The 22,517-nt window shown below is 40.1% G+C and carries 18 protein-coding genes; 9 read left to right on the plus strand and 9 right to left on the minus strand.

Going from position 1 to position 22,517, the window contains the following annotated elements:
• Window positions 1-47: 47 nt before the first annotated feature.
• From HMAT_RS15225 to HMAT_RS15240, 4 genes are all read right to left on the minus strand, one after another.
• Window positions 48-1,718: a glutamine--tRNA ligase/YqeY domain fusion protein gene (locus HMAT_RS15225; RefSeq protein ID WP_199768678.1), complete on the minus strand. Its 1,671-nt coding sequence runs from the start codon at window positions 1,716-1,718 to the stop codon at window positions 48-50.
• Window positions 1,719-1,889: 171 nt separating this feature from the next.
• The gene (locus tag HMAT_RS15230; protein WP_104383706.1) at window positions 1,890-2,537 is read right to left on the minus strand and encodes a carbonic anhydrase; all 648 of its coding nucleotides are present in this window, start codon (window positions 2,535-2,537) and stop codon (window positions 1,890-1,892) included.
• A gap of 79 nt (window positions 2,538-2,616) precedes the next feature.
• Entirely contained in the window at window positions 2,617-4,152 is a 1,536-nt protein-coding gene (locus HMAT_RS15235; RefSeq protein ID WP_104383707.1) for a SulP family inorganic anion transporter, read from the minus strand.
• A gap of 180 nt (window positions 4,153-4,332) precedes the next feature.
• The gene (locus tag HMAT_RS15240) at window positions 4,333-4,668 is read right to left on the minus strand and encodes a hypothetical protein (protein ID WP_223581658.1); all 336 of its coding nucleotides are present in this window, start codon (window positions 4,666-4,668) and stop codon (window positions 4,333-4,335) included.
• Between the two features lie 171 nt (window positions 4,669-4,839).
• On the opposite strand from HMAT_RS15240, the gene HMAT_RS15245 reads away from it, so the two are divergent.
• From HMAT_RS15245 to HMAT_RS15255, 3 genes are all read left to right on the plus strand, one after another.
• The gene (locus tag HMAT_RS15245; RefSeq protein ID WP_104383708.1) at window positions 4,840-6,381 is read left to right on the plus strand and encodes a helicase HerA-like domain-containing protein; all 1,542 of its coding nucleotides are present in this window, start codon (window positions 4,840-4,842) and stop codon (window positions 6,379-6,381) included.
• 134 nt (window positions 6,382-6,515) lie between these two features.
• Complete coding sequence (locus HMAT_RS15250; protein WP_104383709.1) at window positions 6,516-7,427, plus strand: sugar phosphate nucleotidyltransferase; 912 nt, start codon at window positions 6,516-6,518, stop codon at window positions 7,425-7,427.
• Between the two features lie 127 nt (window positions 7,428-7,554).
• On the plus strand, window positions 7,555-8,232 hold the full coding sequence (locus HMAT_RS15255) for a TIGR02117 family protein (protein WP_104383710.1): 678 nt from the start codon (window positions 7,555-7,557) through the stop codon (window positions 8,230-8,232).
• A gap of 137 nt (window positions 8,233-8,369) precedes the next feature.
• Here HMAT_RS15255 and dnaK read toward each other — a convergent pair whose 3' ends face one another.
• The 3 genes from dnaK to HMAT_RS15270 form a co-directional block, all read right to left on the minus strand.
• On the minus strand, window positions 8,370-10,277 hold the full coding sequence (gene dnaK, locus HMAT_RS15260) for a molecular chaperone DnaK (RefSeq protein WP_104383711.1): 1,908 nt from the start codon (window positions 10,275-10,277) through the stop codon (window positions 8,370-8,372).
• A gap of 132 nt (window positions 10,278-10,409) precedes the next feature.
• On the minus strand, window positions 10,410-11,285 hold the full coding sequence (locus HMAT_RS15265; protein WP_104383712.1) for a GLPGLI family protein: 876 nt from the start codon (window positions 11,283-11,285) through the stop codon (window positions 10,410-10,412).
• On the minus strand, window positions 11,278-13,962 hold the full coding sequence (locus HMAT_RS15270) for a TonB-dependent receptor (RefSeq protein WP_104383713.1): 2,685 nt from the start codon (window positions 13,960-13,962) through the stop codon (window positions 11,278-11,280). Before HMAT_RS15270 ends, HMAT_RS15265 begins: the two co-directional genes overlap by 8 nt.
• Window positions 13,963-14,100: 138 nt before the next feature.
• Between HMAT_RS15270 and HMAT_RS15275 the strand changes: the two genes are divergently transcribed.
• Window positions 14,101-14,655, plus strand: a complete 555-nt coding sequence (locus HMAT_RS15275; RefSeq protein WP_104383714.1) for a thioredoxin family protein — start codon at window positions 14,101-14,103, stop codon at window positions 14,653-14,655.
• 81 nt (window positions 14,656-14,736) lie between these two features.
• On the opposite strand, the gene HMAT_RS15280 is transcribed toward HMAT_RS15275, so the two are convergent.
• Window positions 14,737-15,336: an ankyrin repeat domain-containing protein gene (locus tag HMAT_RS15280; RefSeq protein ID WP_233789352.1), complete on the minus strand. Its 600-nt coding sequence runs from the start codon at window positions 15,334-15,336 to the stop codon at window positions 14,737-14,739.
• A 278-nt stretch (window positions 15,337-15,614) separates the two neighbouring features.
• Between HMAT_RS15280 and HMAT_RS15285 the strand changes: the two genes are divergently transcribed.
• The 3 genes from HMAT_RS15285 (at window position 15,615) to HMAT_RS15295 (ending at window position 18,196) form a co-directional block, all read left to right on the plus strand.
• Entirely contained in the window at window positions 15,615-15,977 is a 363-nt protein-coding gene (locus HMAT_RS15285) for an MmcQ/YjbR family DNA-binding protein (protein ID WP_104383716.1), read from the plus strand.
• Window positions 15,978-16,125: 148 nt separating this feature from the next.
• A complete protein-coding gene (locus HMAT_RS15290; protein ID WP_104383717.1) occupies window positions 16,126-17,268 on the plus strand; it encodes a PCMD domain-containing protein in 1,143 nt (380 codons plus the stop codon).
• A 151-nt stretch (window positions 17,269-17,419) separates the two neighbouring features.
• Window positions 17,420-18,196: a porin family protein gene (locus tag HMAT_RS15295; protein ID WP_104384022.1), complete on the plus strand. Its 777-nt coding sequence runs from the start codon at window positions 17,420-17,422 to the stop codon at window positions 18,194-18,196.
• Between the two features lie 135 nt (window positions 18,197-18,331).
• Here the strand turns inward: HMAT_RS15295 and HMAT_RS15300 are convergent, their stop codons facing one another.
• Window positions 18,332-19,294, minus strand: a complete 963-nt coding sequence (locus HMAT_RS15300) for an isopenicillin N synthase family oxygenase (protein WP_104383718.1) — start codon at window positions 19,292-19,294, stop codon at window positions 18,332-18,334.
• A 279-nt stretch (window positions 19,295-19,573) separates the two neighbouring features.
• Here HMAT_RS15300 and HMAT_RS15305 point away from each other — a divergent pair, with 279 nt between their 5' ends.
• Entirely contained in the window at window positions 19,574-20,014 is a 441-nt protein-coding gene (locus HMAT_RS15305; protein ID WP_104383719.1) for a MarR family winged helix-turn-helix transcriptional regulator, read from the plus strand.
• A 40-nt stretch (window positions 20,015-20,054) separates the two neighbouring features.
• Window positions 20,055-22,484, plus strand: a complete 2,430-nt coding sequence (locus tag HMAT_RS15310) for a 3-hydroxyacyl-CoA dehydrogenase/enoyl-CoA hydratase family protein (RefSeq protein WP_104383720.1) — start codon at window positions 20,055-20,057, stop codon at window positions 22,482-22,484.
• The last annotated feature ends 33 nt before the right edge of the window (window positions 22,485-22,517 follow it).

Genomic DNA, 22,517 nt, shown 5'->3' on the forward strand with positions numbered 1-22,517 from the left:
AGGGTCGGAAACAATTCCGACCCTTTGCTTTTTCTTGTTTGGTTTACTTAACCATTTTTCTTTACTTCTTTTCCCCAGGAATCTTTCAACGTCACTGTACGGTTAAAGACCAGATGCGCTGGAGTCGAATGTGTGTCTAGCGTAAAGTAACCTAAACGTATAAATTGATATCCTTTACCGGGAGTCGCATTCGCTAAGTCCGGCTCGATATAGGCACGTTCTACCACATGTAAACTTGCCGGGTTGATAGATTCTTTGAAATTTTCAGCTGCAGCTGGATTTTCATCATTGAACAACCTGTCATATAATCTTACTTCGGCTTCCTTTGCATGCGGAACAGAAATCCAATGGATTGTTCCCTTTACTTTTAGTCCAGATGTGTCTTCACCTGATTTAGAATTCGGGACATACGTACAATGCACTTCTGTTATCTTTCCATTTTCATCTTTGACGAAATCGTTACAGGTAACAATATAAGCGTGTTTTAGACGAACTGAAAGCCCAGGGCCAAGACGGAAGAATTTTTTTGGAGCATCTTCCATAAAATCTTCACGCTCAATCCAAAGTTCTTTGGAGAAAGGTATGATTCTATGCCCCTCACCACCTTCAACTTCAGGGTTATTTTCACCGACTAAATCTTCTACTTGGCCTTCTGGATAATTTGTGATCAATAATTTGATCGGATCGAGGACAGCCATTCTACGCCAGGCAGTTTTGTTGAGATCCTCACGGATGCAGAATTCCAATAGACTGACGTCAATCATGTTTTCCCGTTTTTGAACGCCAATCCTATCGCAGAAGTTACGAATACTCGCGGGAGTATAACCTCTTCTTCTTAAGCCAGAGATTGTTGGCATACGAGGGTCATCCCAGCTTTCCACAAACTTATCATTGACCAGTTGCAATAGTTTACGCTTACTCATGACTGTATATGTCATGTTTAAACGTGCAAACTCATATTGTTTGGATGGGAAAATTTCCAATTTGTCAATACACCAATCATAAAGTGGACGATGTGGAATAAATTCCAGTGTACAGATCGAATGTGTGATTTTCTCAATTGAATCCGATTGACCATGTGCAAAATCATACATCGGATAGATGCACCATTGATTGCCTGTCCGATGGTGGTGGGCGTGTTTGATGCGGTACAATAAAGGGTCACGCAGGTGCATATTTGGATTAGCCAAATCTATCTTTGCCCGGAGAACCTTCTCACCATCCTTATATTTTCCTGCTCGCATATCTGCGAATAGAGCTAGATTTTCGGCGATAGATCGGTCGCGGTATAGCGTCGGAACTCCCGGTTCCGTCGGAGTGCCTTTTGCTGCTGCAATTTCTTCCGCTGTGCTATCGTCCACATACGCTAAACCTTTTTTTATGAGCTCAACAGCGTAGCTGTAAAGTGTTTCAAAATAATCCGAAGTATATAATTCTTCCGCCCACTGAAATCCTAGCCATTGAATATCTTTTTTGATGCTTTCAACATATTCGGTATCCTCAGTGACAGGGTTAGTGTCATCAAAACGTAGATTAGTCTTGCCGTTATATTGCTGTGCCAATCCAAAATTTAAACAGATGGATTTGGCGTGACCAATGTGGAGGTAACCATTTGGTTCAGGAGGAAAACGTGTCAATACACGTCCGCCATGTTTTCCTGTACGAAGATCTTCTTCGACAATTTCCTCGATAAAATTTAATGATTTTTCTTCACTCATAATACAAAGTTAATTATTAGAAGCGAGATATTAGCTAGGATATGATAGATATTCAGCTTAGTCTGAGCAGGTAATCAATCGAAAAATACCCACTATAGTCGCGACTGCTGGCGCAGCAATGATCTGAAATAAAAAAGGGACGAAGATCCGTCCCTTTTTACCGATTTGTTACTATTTGAAAGCGAATACCTTTCCAAGGGATTCATTGCTTGTAAATGTACAACTTTGATCAATCAATTGACCTGTTCCGATATTGATTACCATACCATGCACAGCAAGTGCCTGGCCATTTTTCCATGCATTTTGGATGATGGAAGTAGAACAAAGATTAAAAACCTGTTCCTTGACATTGAGTTCAACTAAGCGGTCTATTTTCTTTTCATTTTCTTCGATGCCATCAATCTCTTCGCTATGCAAACGGTAGACATCTTTGATGTGGCCAAGCCAGTTATCAATGATACCGTATTGATTGCGGCTTAAAGATGCGGCCACACCACCACAGCCATAGTGTCCAGCTACGATAACCTGTTTTACTTTTAACACGTTGACCGCATAATCCAGTACACTCAATAAGCTCATGTCCGAGTGGATAACCATATTGGCGATGTTACGGTGCACGAAAACCTCGCCTGGTTTTGTACCGGTCAACTCGTTGGCTGGTACACGGCTGTCTGCACAGCCGATCCAAAGAATTTCTGGATTTTGACCTTTTGCAAGTTGTTGGAAACGTCCTGTGGTATCATTTTTTACAAAATCCATCCACTCTTTGTTCCCTTTAATAATATTGTCAAATCCTATTTTTAAATCTTTATTTTCCATATTCTCTATTTGCCCAAAAGGCGTTTTTTCAATTTTATATTAATACAAATTTCTAAATCTATTGTTTATTCAAACAACTTTATTTTTTATATACGACCTGTAAAAGCTCGATGTCCTTGCCTTTACTTTTTGCGTTCTGTTCGAAGTCCTTGATGACTTCAATAACGTCTTTGTCGATAAATTTACTGAATGTCCCATCGATAAGGATCTTACTTACTGATTTTGGCAAACTATACAGTTTCTGTTGGATAGGAACCTTATTCAGAAATGACACTTCCTCCGCTAATGTGATCACCGCCTTATCTTCTTCGTTGTCTTTTTCGATCTTATACTTAAAGGCATTTTTCATATTTGCCCGGAGAATATAGAACGTAGCCACAACGATTCCGATGCCAACACCCATTAATAGATCTGTCATTACAATCGCTACAATAGTCACAAAAAATGGAATGAATTGATCCAGCCCTTTTCGATACATTGATGTAAATAAGCTTGGTTTAGCTAATTTATATCCCGTATGAAGTAGAATTGCAGCAAGACATGCCAACGGAATCATATTTAACATGGTCGGGATAGCTAGCATGGCGACAAGTAGCCAGATGCCGTGTAGAATTGCGGATTGCCTTGTCTTTCCACCCGCATTGACGTTGGCTGATGAGCGTACAATAACGGAGGTCAATGGCAAACCTCCAAGAAGTCCGCTTGTCATATTCCCGATTCCCTGGGCAACCAGCTCGCGGTTAGTGGGGGTATTGCGTTTATATGGATCAATCTTGTCTACGGCTTCAATACTCAATAGCGTCTCCAAGCTGGCAATAATGGCAATGGTAAATGCCGCAATCCATACTTCTTTATTGACGATCTGGGTGAAGTCAGGTAATGTGAATAGACCTGTAAACTCAGCAAACGATCCTACAATTGGCACGAGCACAAATTGTTTGTCGTGTAATTGAAATGTAGAGCCATTAAAAAGATAAGCCAAAGCGACACCGACAATCACGACTACCAGCGGAGCAGGCACTTTATTCAATTTTGGGATTGCTGGCCAAAAGATCAGAATCGCTAAGGATAGGGCACAGATAATCAATGCGCCAAAATTGATGGCTGAGACCACAGTGTCAAAATATGCACCTATACCGTGTCCGTTGTCCAATTCAAAAGCATGTGTTTCGATCAATCCCAAGGCTAAAGGGATTTGTTTCATGATAATGGTAATACCAATAGCGGCCAACATACCGACAATAACGGCGGAAGGGAAATAATTTCCGATCATACCCGCTTTTAGAATACCAAGAATCACCTGAACTACACCTGCGATGACAACCGCAAGGAGAAAGGTTTCATAAGCACCTAGGCTCTGAATGGCGCCTAGAACAATAACTGTGAGGCCAGCAGCTGGCCCACTTACGCTGAGTGGTGATTTACTGATTGAAGCAACAACGATTCCACCAATTACACCAGTCAATAATCCTGCAAACAATGGCGCACCCGAGGCCATTGCAATTCCCAAACATAATGGAAGTGCCACCAAAAACACCACAACACTAGCAGGGAAATCATATTTTAAGTCTCTTTTCGAAAGTTTCAGAAAAGCCGACGTACGAATTCCAAACATAAAATTTGTGTTTATCTGTATAATAAATCTTCTTGAATCCGCCTATTGCAATAGCAATGGTACCGATTGAAGGCTACTCGATGCTTTGTGCATTGGCATTATCAGGAAAAATCAATAAGAAACCGCATACTGGGATTCAGTATGTGGATAATTTGAATACAATCCATAAGGACGTATTTATTAACAGTTAGGAGGCGGCGTTGGAACCGTAGGATGGAAAGCTAAAATGCTTTTCTCGTTTTTTAGGTAATTCTTTTGTTTTCCTTGGTTCTCAACAATGATTGTTTCGAATACAATGGGTTCGTCAGTTTTTGTATTGAAAAATTTTGAGGCAGTCTCAAGCGTGTCTGTGCTTGCGCCATTGTTGTTCTCGATTTCTATTTGTAAAACAATTTGAAGAATCGTGTTTTGGTCCAGGCTATTGGAAAAAATAGGTGATATAGAGATGGCCATCTTTGTAAAAAAGATGATCGCACATAAGAATGCTGCCACAAATCTAAATCTCTTATTTAACATTTTTTAGTACCTTTAATCGTGTTTGTTTTACATGGTAAAAATAGCAATTCTATGTTAATTTCAAATTAAAAGTGCATAAAAAATGAATTTTGGCACGAAATTGTGACGAAAAGATTATTTTTTGGAAAGTTTTCAATAGTGTTTATGAATTATAAATATTAAGCCTTTTCTATGGCAAATAAAGAACAATTTATCGAGAAGGTTCAGGCTTCTTATAACCCCAAGGGGGCTTTTATATATTTGGGAGCTGGTATTTTGAATGGTGAAATTTTAGCCGAAGCAAAGGTCAATCTGGCGCTGAAAATGATGAATCGCCATGGGCTGATCGCCGGTGCGACAGGAACAGGGAAAACGCGGACGCTCCAATTGATAGCTGAGCAGTTATCGGATGCCTCCGTACCTGTATTTATGCTGGATGTAAAAGGCGATCTTTCTGGTCTTGCCGTCCCCGGCGTTACCAATCAAGCCTTATTGGATCGTGGAAATGCGGTAGGGGTCCCCTTTGAACCCGCAAGTTTTCCGGTAGAATTGTATTCGCTGTCGGGCAACAAAGGTATTCCGATGCGAATTACGATAGATGATTTTGGACCGGTCCTGTTGGGCCGGATCTTGGAGCTGAATGAAACACAGACCGGAGTTTTGGCGGCCATGTTTAAGTATGCGCAAGATCATCAGATGCCATTGATAGACTTTACCGATACCAAGAAATTATTAACTTATCTCTCTGACGGTCCTGGAAGTGAAGAGATCAAGAACGATTATGGTAAGATCAGTTCAGCAAGTTCGGGGACAATCTTGCGTAAGATTGTCGCTTTGGAGCAACAAGGACTTGCCCATATCTTTGGTGAGAAGGAATTTGATATCAATGACTTATTTCAGAAAGTTGATGGCAAGGGTATGATCAGTTTGCTGAACATTTCCGATGTACAGGATCAGCCAGTGCTTTATTCGACTTTTTTATTGAGCTTGCTCGCACAACTGTTTAAGAATATGCCTGAAGTAGGGGATCTGGATAAGCCGAAATTGGTGTTTTTCTTTGATGAGGCACATCTTCTTTTCAACGGAGCTTCCAAAGCCTTTTTAACGCAAGTTGATCAGATTATCCGTCTTATCCGCTCCAAGGGGATCGGTGTGTTTTTCTGTACACAGTCTCCGACAGATGTTCCGGAGTCCGTATTGGCGCAATTGGGAAATCGGGTACAACACGCTTTGCGAGCCTTTACACCCAATGATGCCGAAAATCTGAAAAAAACGGTCAAAACCTATCCCAAATCAGATTTTTACGAGATTGATCAAGTGTTGACTTCTTTGGGTACCGGTCAGGCCTTAATTACCGTGCTGAATGATAAGGGTATTCCTACAGAAGTGGTGGCGACCCATCTGGTACCTGCCCGTGCTGTCATGGGACCAGCGGATGATGCGACAATCAATCAGATTATCAATCAGTCAGACCTGAAGGTAAAATATCAGGAAAGGCAGGAAAATCGTTCGGCGGCCGAGATGATCGATGAAAAAATGCAAGTTGTGCAACAGGAGGAACAGCGCGCAGCAGCAGAGAAAGAAGCAGCCAAAGCCGACAGGCCGACATCGAAAAGACAAACACCACTGGAAGCCGCCCAGCGTACCGCAACAACGACACTCGCAAGAGAAGGGGTCAAGCTTTTAGGGAAATTAGCAACCGGTCTATTGAATGCATTCTTAAAGAAGAAATAACACTAATTTTTTAATAATTTTCGTTCCAATACGCTATTTTTAACAACTGTTTGGTACTTAGCTACATTTGCTTTTAAGGGCAATTTTAGCTAAGTTTGCGGACGAAAAGAAAGTTCTATTAATACAATTTAAATATGAGTAAACCAACCCTTTTGATTTTGGCAGCAGGAATGGCTAGCCGGTATGGTTCTTTAAAACAAGTAGATGGTTTTGGCCCAAACGGCGAGACAATTATTGACTATTCAATCTATGATGCCATTCGCGCAGGATTTGGAAAAGTTGTATTCATTATTCGGGAAGAATTCCTGGAAAAGATGAAAGACGTTTTTGATAAAAAATTGGCAGGTAAAATAGAAGTAGACTACGCTTTTCAAGATTTTGATTTAACGAAATTTGGCGTGAATCACGTCATTGAAAGAACGAAACCCTGGGGTACGGCACATGCTGTCATGAGCGCTAAGGATAAGGTGAACGAACCATTCTGTGTGATCAATGCAGACGATTTTTATGGTTCGGATTCTTTCGACAAAATGGCCAAGTTTTTAACAACTGAAGTTTCAGACGAGCAGATGTCATTGATGGGCTTTCAGGTCGGAAATACAATGTCTGATTACGGCTATGTATCACGTGGAGTATGTGAAGTTAGTCCTACTGGTCATATGGAAAGTGTCACTGAACGTACCAACATCTATTACAAAGGTGATGGCGACGATCGCAAGATTGTTTATGAAGAAAACGGTGTTGAAAACGATTTGGATCCAGAGACACGTGTTTCGATGAACTTTTGGGGCTTTACACCAAAAATATTTGAGGTCGCGCAAGCGATGTTCCCAGCTTTTGTTGAGGAAAACAAAGAGAATTTAAAGGCAGAGTTCTTTATTCCTTCGGTGCCAGATTATATGGTGAAGCATAAACTGGCGGATTTTAAAGTTATCCCAACCTCCTCAAAATGGTTCGGAGTGACCTATAAAGAAGATAAACCTATTGTGCAAGAATCAATTTCTAAATTGGTTGCCGATGGTGTATATCCTGAGAAGTTATTTTAAGAGCTAGTAGAAATAGCTTATATTGAACCTGTATTGGCAACAATACAGGTTTTTTTGTGCTAACCAAGCGATGTTGCGAATGGGAGCTATGTTGTTCTATATTATGATAAAAAAGTGAATTGTTTAAATGAAAAAAATAGGTAAGGTGTTAGGATATATTATTTTAGGAATTATAGGATTTTGTGTTTTATATCTTGTTGCTGAATATTGTCTGTCGCGACTCTCCGCATCATCTAAGGAGGTTTCTACAGATCAGACCATTCAGGTGTTTGTCAAATCCAATGGTGTACATACGGATATTGTATTGCCGGTTGTGATGAAAGAACTGGATTGGTCCAATGTGTTTCCTTATGCCAATACGGTCGGTAAAAAAACGGGCTATCAGTATATGGGTATAGGTTGGGGGGATAAGGGGTTTTATTTGGATACACCAGAGTGGAAAGATCTTAAAGCATCTACGGCTTTTGTAGCAGCCTTTGGATTGGGGCAATCAGCAATACATGTCACCTACTATCATTCCATGCAAGAGAATGATCTGTGTTTTGGGTATAAGATCAATGAGAAGCAATATCGTGCATTGGTAAAGTATATCTATGATTCGCTGGATTTGCGTGAAGGTAGTCCCATATTGGTGCAGACAGATGCACAATATGACGATGCAGATGCCTTTTACGAAGCGAAAGGTGCTTATAGCATGTTCTATTCCTGTAATACTTGGACAAACATTGCGTTGAAAAAAGCGGATATGCCAGCGGGAATCTGGGCGACATTGGATAAAGGCATATTGAGCCATTATCGTAAATAGCGGCAGTCTATTTATTGATCCGCCGAAAAATAGATAGACAGTTCTTTCCTTTTCTGAAAAAAGAGCGAACTGTTCTTAACAGAAAAAAGCTCCGGACATACACATGTCCGGAGCTTTTTGTTTATCAGGAGGAGTGATTATTTCACTTCTTCGTAATCTACGTCAGTGACGTCATCACCACCTTGTTGGCTTCCGCTCTGTGCTTGACCAGCATCTCCTTGTGGTTGCTGCGCGCTACCTTGAGAAGCTGCATACATCTCTTCTGAAGCCGCGTTCCAAGCATTTTGCAATTCTTCAGAAGCTGCATCAATATCGGCGAAGTTTTTCGCTTCGTATGCTGCTTTTAATTTTGTTAAGCCAGCTTCGATAGGAGCTTTTTTATCTGCTGAAATTTTGTCGCCATATTCTTTCAATTGTTTTTCAGTTGAGAAGATCAGGGCATCAGCTGCATTTACTTTGTCAGCTTCTTCTTTCATTTTTTTATCGGCATCAGCATTTGCTTCTGCTTCCTCTTTCATGCGTTTGATTTCGTCATCAGATAAACCTGAAGATGCTTCAATACGGATGTTTTGTTCCTTACCAGTTGCTTTATCTTTTGCTGACACTTTGATGATACCGTTGGCATCAATGTCAAACGTAACTTCAATTTGAGGTACTCCACGAGGTGCAGGAGGGATATCGTTCAAATGGAAACGACCGATTGTACGGTTTTGGCTTGCCATTGGACGCTCACCCTGTAAGATGTGGATTTCCACAGATGGTTGGTTGTCTGAAGCTGTCGAGAATGTTTCCGATTTTTTAGTCGGGATAGTCGTATTCGCCTCAATCAATTTGGTCATCACACCACCCATTGTTTCAATACCTAATGAAAGTGGAGTTACATCCAATAATAATACATCTTTTACTTCACCAGTCAAAACACCACCTTGGATTGCAGCACCTAAAGCAACAACTTCGTCAGGGTTTACACCTTTAGAAGGCTCTTTTCCGAAGAAAGCTTTTACAGCGTCAACAATTGCAGGGATACGCGTAGAACCACCTACTAAGATAATTTCGTCGATATCCGATTTGCTGAAACCAGCATTTTTCAATGCAGACTCACAAGGAGCAATTGTTCTCTTGATCAAGTCAGCTGCCAAAGCCTCAAATTTAGCACGTGATAATGTACGAACTAAGTGTTTTGGACCAGTTGCATCTGCCGTGATATATGGCAAGTTGATTTCAGTAGAAGTTGCACTTGATAATTCAATTTTCGCTTTTTCAGCAGCTTCTTTCAAACGTTGCAACGCCATTGGGTCTTTTTTCAAGTCAAAGCCATTGTTTTCGTTTTTGAATTCTTCATTCAACCAGTTAATGATTACGTTATCGAAGTCATCACCACCTAAGTGAGTATCACCGTCAGTAGATTTTACTTCAAATACGCCATCACCTAATTCCAATACGGAAACGTCATGTGTACCACCACCACAGTCAAACACAACGATCTTCATATCTTTGTGTGCTTTATCCAAACCGTAAGCTAAAGCAGCGGCAGTAGGCTCGTTGATGATACGTTTAACCGATAAACCAGCGATTTCACCAGCTTCTTTTGTTGCTTGACGTTGTGCATCGTTGAAGTATGCAGGTACTGTGATGACAGCCTCAGTTACTTCTTGACCTAAGAAGTCTTCAGCAGTTTTCTTCATTTTTTGAAGAATCATTGCAGAGATTTCTTGTGGAGTATATTTACGGTCGTCTATTTCTACGCGTGGTGTATTATTGTCACCTTTAACGATGTTATAAGGTACGTGTTCAGCTTCTTTTACTGCCTCATCATATGAAAGTCCCATAAAACGTTTAATAGAGTAGATCGTTTTATGCGGATTAGTAATTGCTTGACGTTTAGCTGGATCACCCACTTTACGTTCGCCACCTTCTACGAAAGCTACAATGGAAGGAGTGGTACGTTTACCTTCGTTGTTCGTAATTACTACAGGCTCGTTACCTTCCATTACGGCAACACATGAGTTTGTAGTACCTAAGTCAATTCCTATAATTTTAGACATATCTTGTATTTTAATTTTTTACTTAAATAAATTCTATCACTCTATTATCAACCCTTATGCCAATCCGAATGTTTTGTAAAAAAATCACTATTTGTCATCAATTTGTCGTTAGGTACTGCCAAACTGACATTTTCAATAGACAAGTTGCTCCAAGATCCGTTTTTTTGCTGACTCATTTTGCCGATTGCGTGGCATATATCTGCCAAAGAGCGCTGAAAATTCCTCCAATTTCATCTGTTTTGATTTTTTGTCCCGCCAATCTGTGGGGACGAGGTTATTGGTATAGGCGATATTTGTTGCCCAGTATTGGATGTGCATCTCTGGTATGACCAGTCCCAATATCATCCCCGGAAGACCATGGCTCAGGGCTGGACCAGCAGAGACCGGTATTTCTTCGGCATAGTAGGCAATCAGATAAAGGGAGTCTTTGGTAGCCCCATTTACCCGTCGACAGTTGACGCCAGCGATATTACGAAATTCCTCGGTAAAGCGCCAGGTGATGCTGTCCAAGGTTTCGGAAAGCAAATATTTCTCATCGATATCCAATTGAATGTCTGCTGTTCCGGCTTTTAAATCCTGATAAAGTACTTTTCCATTTTTATTGGCACCACCTCTGAGCATACCGCGTTGGTTTCCGCCCCGTGAACCCCCTTGATTTCGACCGCCTCTGCCACTTGCAGTAATACTGGGGGCCAGCATTTTGCCTTCTCCGTTCTGCTTTTCGGCACTTGTGTTTTCTTCGGGCATAAGTACGGTAGCATTCTCATCAAAGTATAGGTTCATTCGATCCGTATGCGAGTCCGGCATTTTATCGAGATGCTCCATAAAACCCATCCCCCGATCCATCATTTTTGAGCTCATGTCATTGGACATTTGTCGCATGCGTGCTTTTGTATACGTCACCTTGTCAAAACTAATGATCCCTCTATTGCCAAAATAGGCGTATTGCGCCTGGAGAGATAATCCGGTGAGACAGGATATAATAATGGTCAAATATGTTTTAATCATTGCTTTTTCCTAAATATTTATTAAAATCCCATTTGACACCAACTAAAAAATACTGAGTCAATACCTGCTGGGTGGATTCCGAGTAATTGGTATCACTGCCATTCCGACGTGTATTGTTAAATGTATTAAAGAGGTCAAAGGCTTTTAGGCTGACTGTCAAACTTTCGTCTTTCAATACCTTTTTCTCCAGTTCCAGGTTGGTATAAAATTGATTAATTGATTTCTTGTACAATTTAGTAGGCCCGGTATAGCTATAGTAAATGTTTGTCATGATGTTAAATTTCTTCGGCAGAAAATATTTGATATATCCAGAAGCCCCACCTTCAAAGTTAGTTGCGTTATATTGTGTGTTTATTGAATTTTGTTGTGCATTGAGTCCTGCATTCACTGAAAGGTCAAAATCAAATCCTTCTGAATCTTGCTCATTTAAACTCGATCCGAGGCTGAAAGACGTGTTTTTTGAATTGTTCAGGAGAAACTCACCTTGAGATTGGCCGCTTTCAAATTTAGTGTAGCTATAACTATTGTTATATCTGATATTTGCACTTTTATTGAAATTAATGCGACGGTTGGCCAAAGGTTGCATGTGATTGATGTTCAATCCCCCGTTCCAGTTCGATTTGCCGGATAAATTTTCATAGCTACTGATCTGAGCAGAATTCTCCATGACCGTTGTTTTGTTGACAATTGGGTTATTGACAAAAGAGAAATTTCCGTTCACGTTAATGTTGGTTCCCTTCAATAAGCTGAATGCATTATAATTTGCCGAAATGTTGTTGTTGATAGCCCGTTTGAGGTCTTGATTACCGATCTGTTGAAACAATGGATTTGTTTGGGGTTGCAGTGGCTGTAGCTGATCGAACGAAGGAATTGTATTCGAACTCTGGTAGGCCAGGCGGATATTTTTACTGTTTGAAATCCGGTAATTGGCATCAAAGTTTAGATTGTTGTCCCAAAAATTTCTTGAGAGGTCAATATCCCGGTCACTATCACTTAGTTTTTGATTTTTGTAAAATGTCCGGTTGGAGAGATTGACCTCAAATTTATCCTTCCGATAAGACAAATGAACATTGACTCCCTGGTTGGTATTATTGTCGATCTGGTTTTTAGAATATAATGGATCTTTCACATTCGTGGCGATGTCTGTTGATACCTGTTCATTCCTGTTGTGTGACTGATTGAAGCTGTAGCCCAAGGCTAAGTTCATGGCATCATTTAGTCTGTTGTTAAAATTCAGTGAAGTAGAAAAATTGTTGCCTTTGTTATTACTGAGCCTATTTTGATCAATACGTGTTGTATCACTGCTCTGATAGAGAATAGTTTTCGAATTGACTTTGCTATCCGAAGTTGATTCATTATAGTTGTTTCCAACCATTAGATTTAATGAACTGCCCGCTTTGAGTCTTTTTCTATAGTTCAGACGGAAATTGTTGCTTTGGCTCGAAGTATTCGATTCATTTCTTTCATTCAAGGAGCTAACAGCAACACCTGCACCATCGTTGGTGGCACTTTCCGACTGACTTAAACTGAAATTATTCGACCAGTTTCCGTTGACTTGAAGTTCAATATTTTGGGTTGAATCCAATCGCATGTTAAGATTGGATCTTAAACCGTTGCTGCTCGCGTTATTTTCATTATGATTTTTACTGTTTCGCTCTAAAATCGAATTGTCAGGAAGGATATTTTTGTTGTAGTTTTCCGACTGATTTTTGTTGCTGCTGTTATTGTAATTATAATTGGCATTTACTTTTAAGGCCTTTTTGAGAAACTGATTTTCATAGTTCGCGCCCAGGGAGGTATTTAACGGTTGCCCCGTGATCTGGTTGTTCATCCGTAAAGAGCCTTCACGGCTATTGGAACTTCCCATGTTATTGTGATTGGCGGTGATACCAATACGTTCAGTTTGGTTGAATTTAGCTGCGAACAAGTTTCCGGCGTAGAGCTCTTTTGTTCCACCCAATAACTCCGCATTTCCAAAGATACCTTTTCTGGCTTTTTCTTTTAACACCACATTGACTGTCTGAATCCGAACACCGTCATCTATGCCCGAAAGTTCGGCCTCTTCTGATTTTTTCTCGTATAATTGCACTTTGTCCACAGCATCGGCGCGGACATTCCGGATGGCAATTTTAGGGTCATAGCCAAAAAACTCTTCACCATCGATAAAGACTTTCTGTACCGTTTTGCCCTGAGCTGTGATATTCCCATCACCGGACACCGTGAAACCGGGCAATCTTCGAAAAAGATCTTCGAGTTTTGCATTTTTCTCGGTTGCGAAACTTGCCGCATCATATTCTACTGTGTCCCCTTTGAGCGTGATGGGTAACCGACGTGTTATAATAACTTCCTCCAGTACATTTCTTTGCGAATTGATTTTAATGTCGTTGAGATCAATATCCTTATCTCTGATATCAATAGTGTCGCTATAAAGTTCAAATTTGGGATAAGTAGCCAGAATGATATAACTCCCAGGTTTAATGTTTTTGATCTGAAATTTCCCTTCTTCATTGGCCCTGTTAAAATACCGGAGCACGGAATCTCTGTTTAACAAGATGACCGAGGCATTAGTTAAAGGCTTATTGTCAGCTTTATCTAAAATTTTCCCCTTGATATTTGTTTGGGAATAAGCAGTGCTGGCTATGAAAAATAATAGAAATAATTGAATTAATCTTTTCATTTACTGGTTGTATCCGCCAAAGATAATTTAGTTAATTGTTAATAAGTGTGAAATCTTATCGGGGAATGTAAAATCTTTGGTATACAGAATTTTTGAGAAAGTTGGATCTAAAAATTACCTTTGCACAAAATTGATGTTATGACGTTTGAAAATTATTTGCAACAATTCGAAGATATATTGAATCATCCTGAAAATCACCCGACATATCAGGATGACGAATACTATCAATATACTAAAATGAACTGGACAAGAATGGGGCGTTGGTTAAAACGTTTTGAGCCGGGCGAGGAGTTTCAGCAGTTTGTCAACACGATTTCGGAAAGACAACAATGGATCATTATTACTGAACCTTGGTGTGGCGATGCCGCGCATTCTGTACCCATGCTTGCCAAGATGGCTGCCCAAAATCCCAATATTACCGTCGATATCCAATTGCGTGACAGTGCACCCTTTTTGATAGATTCATATCTGACCAACGGGGGGAAGTCTATCCCGATTTTGGTAATTCGAAATCAGGATGGCGTAGATTTGGCAGTCTGGGGTCCGAGGCCAAAAAATTGTCAAGATCTATTCTTGAGCTTAAAAGAGCAAGGAAAAGATTTTTCGGATATTAAAGAAGAGATTCAAAAATGGTATAATGCCGACAAAGGAACGGAGATCCAAAAAGAAATTCGGACACTTTTACAAAAATAGAAAATAGGTGTCAATAAAAGGCGATGCCGAAAATGCTTAGTCCAGGGAGAACCAGATTCAATAGATTTGGTTATCCTTTTTTTATTTTCCATTGCCTTTCGTTTCCAGTAAGGCAACAATTTTATTAAATCCTTTTTTTCTTGCATGCTCAACTGGGGTTATACCTTCATGGTCGGCGATGTTTTTATCACTATTTGCGTCGAGTAATATCTGGACAATATCCACATATTTTTGACTACCATCTCCGAGTATGATTGCTTCCAATAATCCGGTCCAACCCAATCTATTGATGTGGTCGACGGGAAAGCCTTTTGTATGGGCAAGTAACCTAACGGTTTCCACATGGCCGCGTTCACAGGCAGGAATAAGTGCAGTGCCGTTATACCGATTGAAGATCTTGAAGTCTGCACCATGAGCAAGGTAAAGTTTAACCAGTTCGGTATACCCTGAAGCCCCAGCGTATAGGAAGGAGCTATTTAAACTATTGTCCTGAAGGTTGACGTTTGCGCCATGCTCAAGAAGTAACTTTGCCATGGCAAGATCTTTCTTTTCTGTTGCAACTAATAATAACGGCTTGGAATCATTGCCTTTTTGGTTTGCATCGGCGCCAGCTTCCAATAGTTTTTTTACTGTAGTATACTGTCCCTTGGAAACGGCTTCGACGATGTTGTCCTGAGTCATGTTGTCTTGATTTGTATTGTCTATACTTTTACATTGTATTGGGAATGTCGATATAGATATAATGGTGAGTAGAACTATCCTGATATATAATTTTTTCATCTGCTAGCTGTGTTAATGATCTTTTTTAGTCCTTCTAGATTCTTCATATAATTTGACCTATTACAAATTTAATCACAAATTGAGCTGTTGTTTTGTTAGATTTATATTGATTATTGTCAAATTTATACATAAATAGAAGCGTTGGTGGTTGAAAATGAGTTAAATCAAACTAATAAAACATGAATATTGAAGAGTTAAGAGATTATTGCCTGTCCATTGGTCCGGTGGCAGAGGAGACACCGTTTGGTCCAGATACCTTGGTATTTAAGGTGGGTGGCAAGATATTTTTATTGGTGGGGCTGGATCAGATCGACGGGTTACGATTCAATGTAAAATGTGATCCGGAGAAAGCTATTGAACTCAGGGAGCGTTATGATCAAACAGTGTTGCCCGGTTATCACATGAACAAAAAGCACTGGAATACCGTGATTGCAAACCGGGAATTGGCTGACAGTGCATTGGAACAGCTTATTTTGCATAGTTATAGCTTGATTGTTGAAAGCTTGCCTGCTAAAGTTAAACAGGAACTTAAAGGTGGTTAATAGCCACCTTATAAGTGTAAAGAATTAGTTGCTTAGAAGGAAAAGGTGATAGAAATGACTTTTCTTGGGGGCTATAATGGTAGCTTTGCGATCATTTCAATGCGTAATCAGCAGCATTGGAAATATATTTACACTAATACTATTTTTTATGAAACAAAGACGAATTTACCCTTGGGTAATTTGTTTTATGCTACTTTTTAGTCTGGGGAGTTGCATAAAAGAGGAAGCATTAAATGCCGAAGCAGATATTGAAGGAGCTACTATTGCTCAGAGTGACCAATTTCTAAAGAGAAAACCTTCCATTGATAATAATACAGTTGTTTTTCCGCTAAAACGTTTCACGGGAAGTTATGTGCAGTCACCTGAATTTGTACTAACACCTGGGGCGACGATAGAGCCGAAGAGCGGAACCCAACTTGATTTCACTGAACCGCAGAAATACACGGTTACCTCTGAAGATGGAGCCTGGTCCAAGACCTATACTGTCTCATTTGTTATTGATGAAGGGGCAGATTTGTATTCAGCGTTTGAATATGCTGAAGTGGTCGATACCGATAATCCAGAAGGACATTACCATAAATTTTATGAGCTAACAAAACTTGGACAGAAGACATACAGTTGGGCGACAGCGAATGACGGTTATAATATTCTGGCGGCAACGCTTGTTGGGGAAGGAGAAAAATTAGTTCCTAGTTTTTATCCAACATCTCAGATTAATGATGGATATATTGGCAAAGGAGCACGGCTCGTGACCAAGAGTACAGGTTCTTTGGGAGGGATTTTCGGCACTCCACTAGCTGCTGGTAATTTATTCTTAGGAGCATTTCAAACCACTTTTCCCACGATCAAATCTCCACATTTTGGCATATTGTATGAGGAAAAAACTGCGCCATTAGCTATAAAAGGATTTTTTAAGTATAAAGCGGGTGAAAAATTTGTCGTCAATAATAAGCCATCATCGCTCACCAAGGATACCTGGGATGGTTATGCCCTCTTATTTGAAAGAGCTTCACCACCCAATGATGATTTTTTGTCGGGTGACCATGGATTTGTTGATAAGCGAATTGTTGCAATAGCACGGGTCGGAGCCAAAGAACAGATCGAAACTAACGAATGGACCGCATTTAGCTTACCATTTTCTTTTGTAAATGGTAAATCATTTGATCCCAATAAAGAATATATGTATACGATTGTATTTAGCTCGAGTAAAGAAGGAGATAAATTTAACGGTGCCGTGGGGAGTACATTGCTTATTGATGAAGTTGAACTTGTCGTCGATGATGTCAAATAGCCATTGGTTCATATGTTGAATTAAACGATAGATACAAGCAATTTGATATTGTTAGCTAGGTGAATTTACAAGAATGCTCGTCGGAAGGAGAATAGATCGTAGACAGGTCAATAGCTATCTTCAAGACAAACATACATCAAAAGAATATTTAATGAACAGGATACTTTATATAATAGCTATTTTCATGATAGCGACCGGATATGTACAGGCTCAAAATAGTCCGTCAAACCGCAATCCAAATTTTTTTAATACAGATATTGATTACTCGGTACAGGCGCAATTCAGTATTGGTGGTAATAGTCCATTGGGTCTTCCTAAGACAATACGTAAAATAGAAAGTTACAATCCCGGGCTTCAGGTAGGTCTGGAGGCAAATGCGACAAAGTGGCTGCAGGAAAATAAAAAGTGGGGGATTCGTACAGGAATCCGTTTTGAAACAAAAGGGATGAAAACCGAAGCCCGTGTGAAAAATTACCTTACTGAAATTGTGAAAGATAATTCAAAGGTGAAAGGGTACTATACTGGGAAAGTGGAAACAAATGTGGAAAACACTTACCTGACATTGCCTGTTTTAGCTGTGTACAGATTGTCCGATCATTGGAATTTATATGGCGGATTGTATTTCTCGGCATTGCTGGATAATACATTCGATGGCAATGTGTCAGATGGATATTTGAGACAAAATACGCCGGTAGGAACAAAAATTACTTTCGAAGAAGGGAGTCATGCTTCTTATGATTTCTCTGATAATATCCGGAAATTTCAATGGGGAACACAACTTGGAGCGGAGTGGAAGATGAACCGGCATTTCAAATTGTTATCAGATCTTACCTACGGTTTTAATAATATCTTGGAGAAAGATTTTACCTCCATAGATTTTGGTATGCATAATATCTATCTTAACGTAGGATTTGGATACAATTTCTAATAGAAACTGATCGTATAAAATCTGATTATATCATTGATTATTTATAGCATAATTCTATTAGGATAAAATAAAAAAGTCCGTTAGTAATCAAACTAACGGACTTTTTTATTTAGTGCCTAAACGAAACTACTTATATTACATTTTCAACCCGATTTCTCTCAATCTTTCATCCAGATATTCACCTGCGGTATAGTCTTCGTAGGCCTTTGGATGAGCTGCGTCAATACAAGATTCCAAACAGGCTAAGCTCATCGAAGATTTTGGGTGTAAAAAGAACGGAATGGAAAAGCGGGAAGTACCCATTTTTTCACGCGGAGGATTAACAACGCGGTGAGTTGTTGATTTAAGTTTATTGTTGGTCAAGCGCTGCAACATATCGCCTACGTTGATGACGATATCCTCTCCCTTTGCTTTGATCGGAAACCATTCGCCATCTTTCGTCAAGACTTCCAGTCCATCTGCGCTAGCACCGATTAATAGTGTAATCAGGTTGATGTCCTCATGCGCACCTGCACGTACAGCGTCAGGAGCCAAAGCATCAGGATCCGCAATTGGGAAATAATGGATCGCACGCAAGATAGAGTTTCCATTGATCACAAATTTCTCAAAATAATTTTCTTCAAGATCCAGGTAGGTCGCGATTGCTTTTAGTAATTCACGTCCTGTATCTTCTAGTTTTTTATAAACTTCAGCTGTTACACCATTAAAACGAGGTATTTCTTCCACTTGTGGATTGTCTGGAAAGTCAGCTTTCGAATATTCTTCACCAACGATCGTTTGACCACGTTGCCAGAATTCTTTTAGATCCGGAGTTTTCGCATCCTTTGCTTTTTCTCTTCCTTTAGCCGTGTATCCACGTTGACCAGCAAGCTCAGGAAATTCATACTTCTCTTTTGTCTCTGTTGGTAAACCAAAGAATTCTGGAACGACCTGATATAATTCCTCAATTAATTCTTTCGATAAACCATGATTTGCAATCGTTACAAAGCCCGTTTCGTTAAAAGCCTTGCCAATATCTTGAATAAATTGATTTCGTTGTTCTTGGGTTCCTTGTGTATAATGCAACAAGTCCAAGCGTGGTATGTTTACTAAAGCCATACGATGTCAATATTTGTTTAGGACAAATTTAACGCAATTAATTTTGAATATTGCACATTGGTTGTTAATAAAAGTTTTGTGTTTTACTTTATTTGGCTGTATTTCAGTTGTTAAAAGTTTTCCACATTTCGATTTTGGTCATAAAAAAGCAAGAAAAGTAATTCTAGGTAGATGAGGGTGGGGAATTAGCAAAATTTGCATTTTCAAGTTTGTTATTCTAATTCTTAACTATTATATTTGTTATGCAAGCATAATAATGAAATCGCTTGTGAATACGCTATGAACCAAAATCAGACAATCGACTATTTTTTAAAAACAGGTTGGCAGACAATCGCCAATAAATATAATCAAATTGCTTCACAGTATGGTTTTACGCAAGCAGCGGGTTATATTTTAATCAATATCCATAAAGAGGGTACTCCTGTTTCTCAGATTGCGAATTTGACCGGGGTTAAAACAACTAGTTTGTCTCGGGTGTTGAATAATTTAGAGTCCTTGGGATTTATCTATCGGGAGACCAGTACAACGGATAAACGCTCTGTCAAAGTGTACCTGACAGAGTTGGGGCGCGAAAAGAGAAGGATTGCCAAGGATGTAGTGCGCAATTTTAATCAATACCTCGCCGATAATTTTTCGGAAAATGAACGTGATCAATTGATTGCTTCTCTGGCTAAGCTCAATGAGTTGGCAACAAGCTATAAGGAAGAAGTAATCGTGTAGAAGTTAAACCAAATGTACGGATGTGCATGATAAATATGTTATGATGAACAGAAATATTAGAAAAGTGGCAGTTCTCGGTTCGGGTGTTATGGGCTCGCGAATTGCTTGTCATTTTGCTAACATTGGTGTCGAAGTCTTGTTGCTGGATATTGTTCCCCGTGAACTGCTGCCTGCAGAACAAGCAAAAGGCCTAACGTTGGAGAATAAGGCCGTTCGAGATCGGATTGTCAATACTTCGTTAGAAACAGCTTTAAAGACAAATCCTTCACCAATTTACAGCAAATCATTTGTAAAACGTATCAAAACAGGCAATTTTGAAGATAACCTCAAAGATATTGCTCAGGCTGACTGGATTATTGAGGTTGTTGTAGAACGCTTAGATATTAAAAAGTCTGTTTTTGATCGTGTCGAACAATTCCGTAAGCCAGGTACATTGATTACTTCCAATACTTCTGGTATTCCTATTCATCTCATGACTGAGGGGCGTAGTGAAGACTTTAAAGATCATTTCTGTGGCACACACTTTTTCAACCCACCACGTTATCTGCCTTTGTTGGAAGTAATTCCTACACCGCACACAAAGCCAGAAGTTATTGATTTTGTCCTTCATTTCGGAGATAAGATGTTGGGTAAAACGGTTGTTCTTTGTAAGGATACACCCGCATTTATCGGTAACCGGATCGGTGTTTATTCGATGCTGGCAGTGACTCATCTGGTAGAACCTTTAGGTCTTACAGTTGAGGAAGTGGATAAATATACTGGTCCGGCAATGGGACATCCAAAGTCGGCAACTTTCCGTACCGCGGATGTTGTAGGCCTCGATACGCTGGTTAATGTCGCTAACGGTCTGGCGCAGAATGCGCCTGAAGACGAGGCAAAAGGTGTTTTCCAGCTTCCGGCCTTTATCAGTAAGATGGTTGAAAACAAGTGGCTCGGCGAAAAGACAAAAAAAGGATTTTATGAAAAGGTAAAAGCTGCTGATGGTAATTCTGAAATTCTTTCGCTGGATCTTAAAACACTCGCATTTGGTTCTCAGCAAAAAGTTAAGTCTTCAACTTTAGAGGCGACCAAGCCAGTTGAAGATATCCGTAAACGGATGAAAGTCTATGAACAAGGAACAGACAAGGCGGCGGAGCTCTTCCGTGCCATGCATTATCCCTTATTTGAATATGTTTCACGTCGTGTTCCTGAAATCACAGATGATTTCTTCCGTATAGATGATGCTATGCGCGCTGGATTTGGCTGGGAATTAGGGCCATTTGAAGTCTGGGATGCTTTGGGAGTCCGTGAGACATTGGCTAAGATCAAGGCCGAAGAGAAGCGTTTGCCCGGACAAGATGGCGAGGTGGCGTCCTGGGTGCATGAAATGTTGGATTCAGGACATGAATCTTTCTATAAAATAGAAAATGGTGTTCGCCATTACTATGATATTGCATCCAAATCCTATAAACCTATTCCGGGAACCGAAGATTTGATTGTATTGGATCATATCCGTGAAAGCAAAACCATCTGGAAAAATACGGGAGTTTCAATTATTGATCTCGGTGATGGAATCATCAATTGCGAGTTTCATACCAAGATGAATACGATCGGTGGTGATGTGATCCAGGGATTGAATAAAGCAATAGATCTTGCTGAAAAGGAATACCGAGGATTGGTTGTTTCCAATGATGGGAAGAATTTTTCTGCAGGAGCCAATATCGGAATGATTTTCATGATGGCCGTAGAGCAAGATTTTGATGAGTTAAATATGGCCGTTCGAGCCTTTCAAAATACATCCATGCGCTTGCGTTATTCATCTATTCCGGTTGTCGTAGCACCGTTTCAAATGACCTTAGGCGGTGGCTGTGAATTTTCGATGCATGCAGATTTTGTGCAGGCTCACGCCGAAACCTACATGGGCTTAGTAGAGCTGGGGGTAGGTGTTATCCCGGGCGGGGGCGGAACTAAAGAATTTACATTACGTGCATCCGAAGAATTTAAAGATGACCAGATCGTTCAGAATACCTTAAAGGATAAATTCCTGACCATTGGCCAGGCGAAAGTTTCGACTTCTGCTTACGAGGCCTACGAACTGGGGTATCTACAAAAAGATAAGTTTGCGATCACGATGAACCGTGCACGCTTACTTGCCGATGCAAAGGCAAAGGCTTTGGAGTTAGCGGATGACGGTTACGTGCAGCCTGCACCACGAAACGATATCAAAGTGTTGGGTAATCAAGGTTTAGGGATTGTATATGTAGGTGCATCTTCGATGCGTGAAGGAAATTATATCTCTGACTATGATCGCAAAATATCGGAAAAACTAGGTTGGGTGATGTGTGGTGGCAACCTGTCATCGCCAACGGAAGTCTCTGAACAATACCTGCTGGATCTTGAACGAAAGACCTTCCTTGAACTCTGTGCTGAACGTAAAACACTTGAAAGAATTCAATATATGTTGACAAAAGGAAAACCTTTACGGAATTAGGATAGACAAAAGTATTTAGTACATAGTATTTAG

This window comes from Sphingobacterium sp. HMA12, assembly GCF_002933815.1.
Lineage (GTDB): Bacteria > Bacteroidota > Bacteroidia > Sphingobacteriales > Sphingobacteriaceae > Sphingobacterium.

Coding starts and splice junctions, on each gene's coding strand:
- HMAT_RS15225 (WP_199768678.1), bottom strand. CDS start 1,718: ATGAGTGAAGAAAAATCATTAAATTTTATCGAGGAAATTGTCGAAGAA.
- HMAT_RS15230 (WP_104383706.1), bottom strand. CDS start 2,537: ATGGAAAATAAAGATTTAAAAATAGGATTTGACAATATTATTAAAGGG.
- HMAT_RS15235 (WP_104383707.1), bottom strand. CDS start 4,152: ATGTTTGGAATTCGTACGTCGGCTTTTCTGAAACTTTCGAAAAGAGAC.
- HMAT_RS15240 (WP_223581658.1), bottom strand. CDS start 4,668: ATGTTAAATAAGAGATTTAGATTTGTGGCAGCATTCTTATGTGCGATC.
- HMAT_RS15245 (WP_104383708.1), top strand. CDS start 4,840: ATGGCAAATAAAGAACAATTTATCGAGAAGGTTCAGGCTTCTTATAAC.
- HMAT_RS15250 (WP_104383709.1), top strand. CDS start 6,516: ATGAGTAAACCAACCCTTTTGATTTTGGCAGCAGGAATGGCTAGCCGG.
- HMAT_RS15255 (WP_104383710.1), top strand. CDS start 7,555: ATGAAAAAAATAGGTAAGGTGTTAGGATATATTATTTTAGGAATTATA.
- dnaK (WP_104383711.1), bottom strand. CDS start 10,277: ATGTCTAAAATTATAGGAATTGACTTAGGTACTACAAACTCATGTGTT.
- HMAT_RS15265 (WP_104383712.1), bottom strand. CDS start 11,285: ATGATTAAAACATATTTGACCATTATTATATCCTGTCTCACCGGATTA.
- HMAT_RS15270 (WP_104383713.1), bottom strand. CDS start 13,962: ATGAAAAGATTAATTCAATTATTTCTATTATTTTTCATAGCCAGCACT.
- HMAT_RS15275 (WP_104383714.1), top strand. CDS start 14,101: ATGACGTTTGAAAATTATTTGCAACAATTCGAAGATATATTGAATCAT.
- HMAT_RS15280 (WP_233789352.1), bottom strand. CDS start 15,336: ATGACTCAGGACAACATCGTCGAAGCCGTTTCCAAGGGACAGTATACT.
- HMAT_RS15285 (WP_104383716.1), top strand. CDS start 15,615: ATGAATATTGAAGAGTTAAGAGATTATTGCCTGTCCATTGGTCCGGTG.
- HMAT_RS15290 (WP_104383717.1), top strand. CDS start 16,126: ATGAAACAAAGACGAATTTACCCTTGGGTAATTTGTTTTATGCTACTT.
- HMAT_RS15295 (WP_104384022.1), top strand. CDS start 17,420: ATGAACAGGATACTTTATATAATAGCTATTTTCATGATAGCGACCGGA.
- HMAT_RS15300 (WP_104383718.1), bottom strand. CDS start 19,294: ATGGCTTTAGTAAACATACCACGCTTGGACTTGTTGCATTATACACAA.
- HMAT_RS15305 (WP_104383719.1), top strand. CDS start 19,574: ATGAACCAAAATCAGACAATCGACTATTTTTTAAAAACAGGTTGGCAG.
- HMAT_RS15310 (WP_104383720.1), top strand. CDS start 20,055: ATGATGAACAGAAATATTAGAAAAGTGGCAGTTCTCGGTTCGGGTGTT.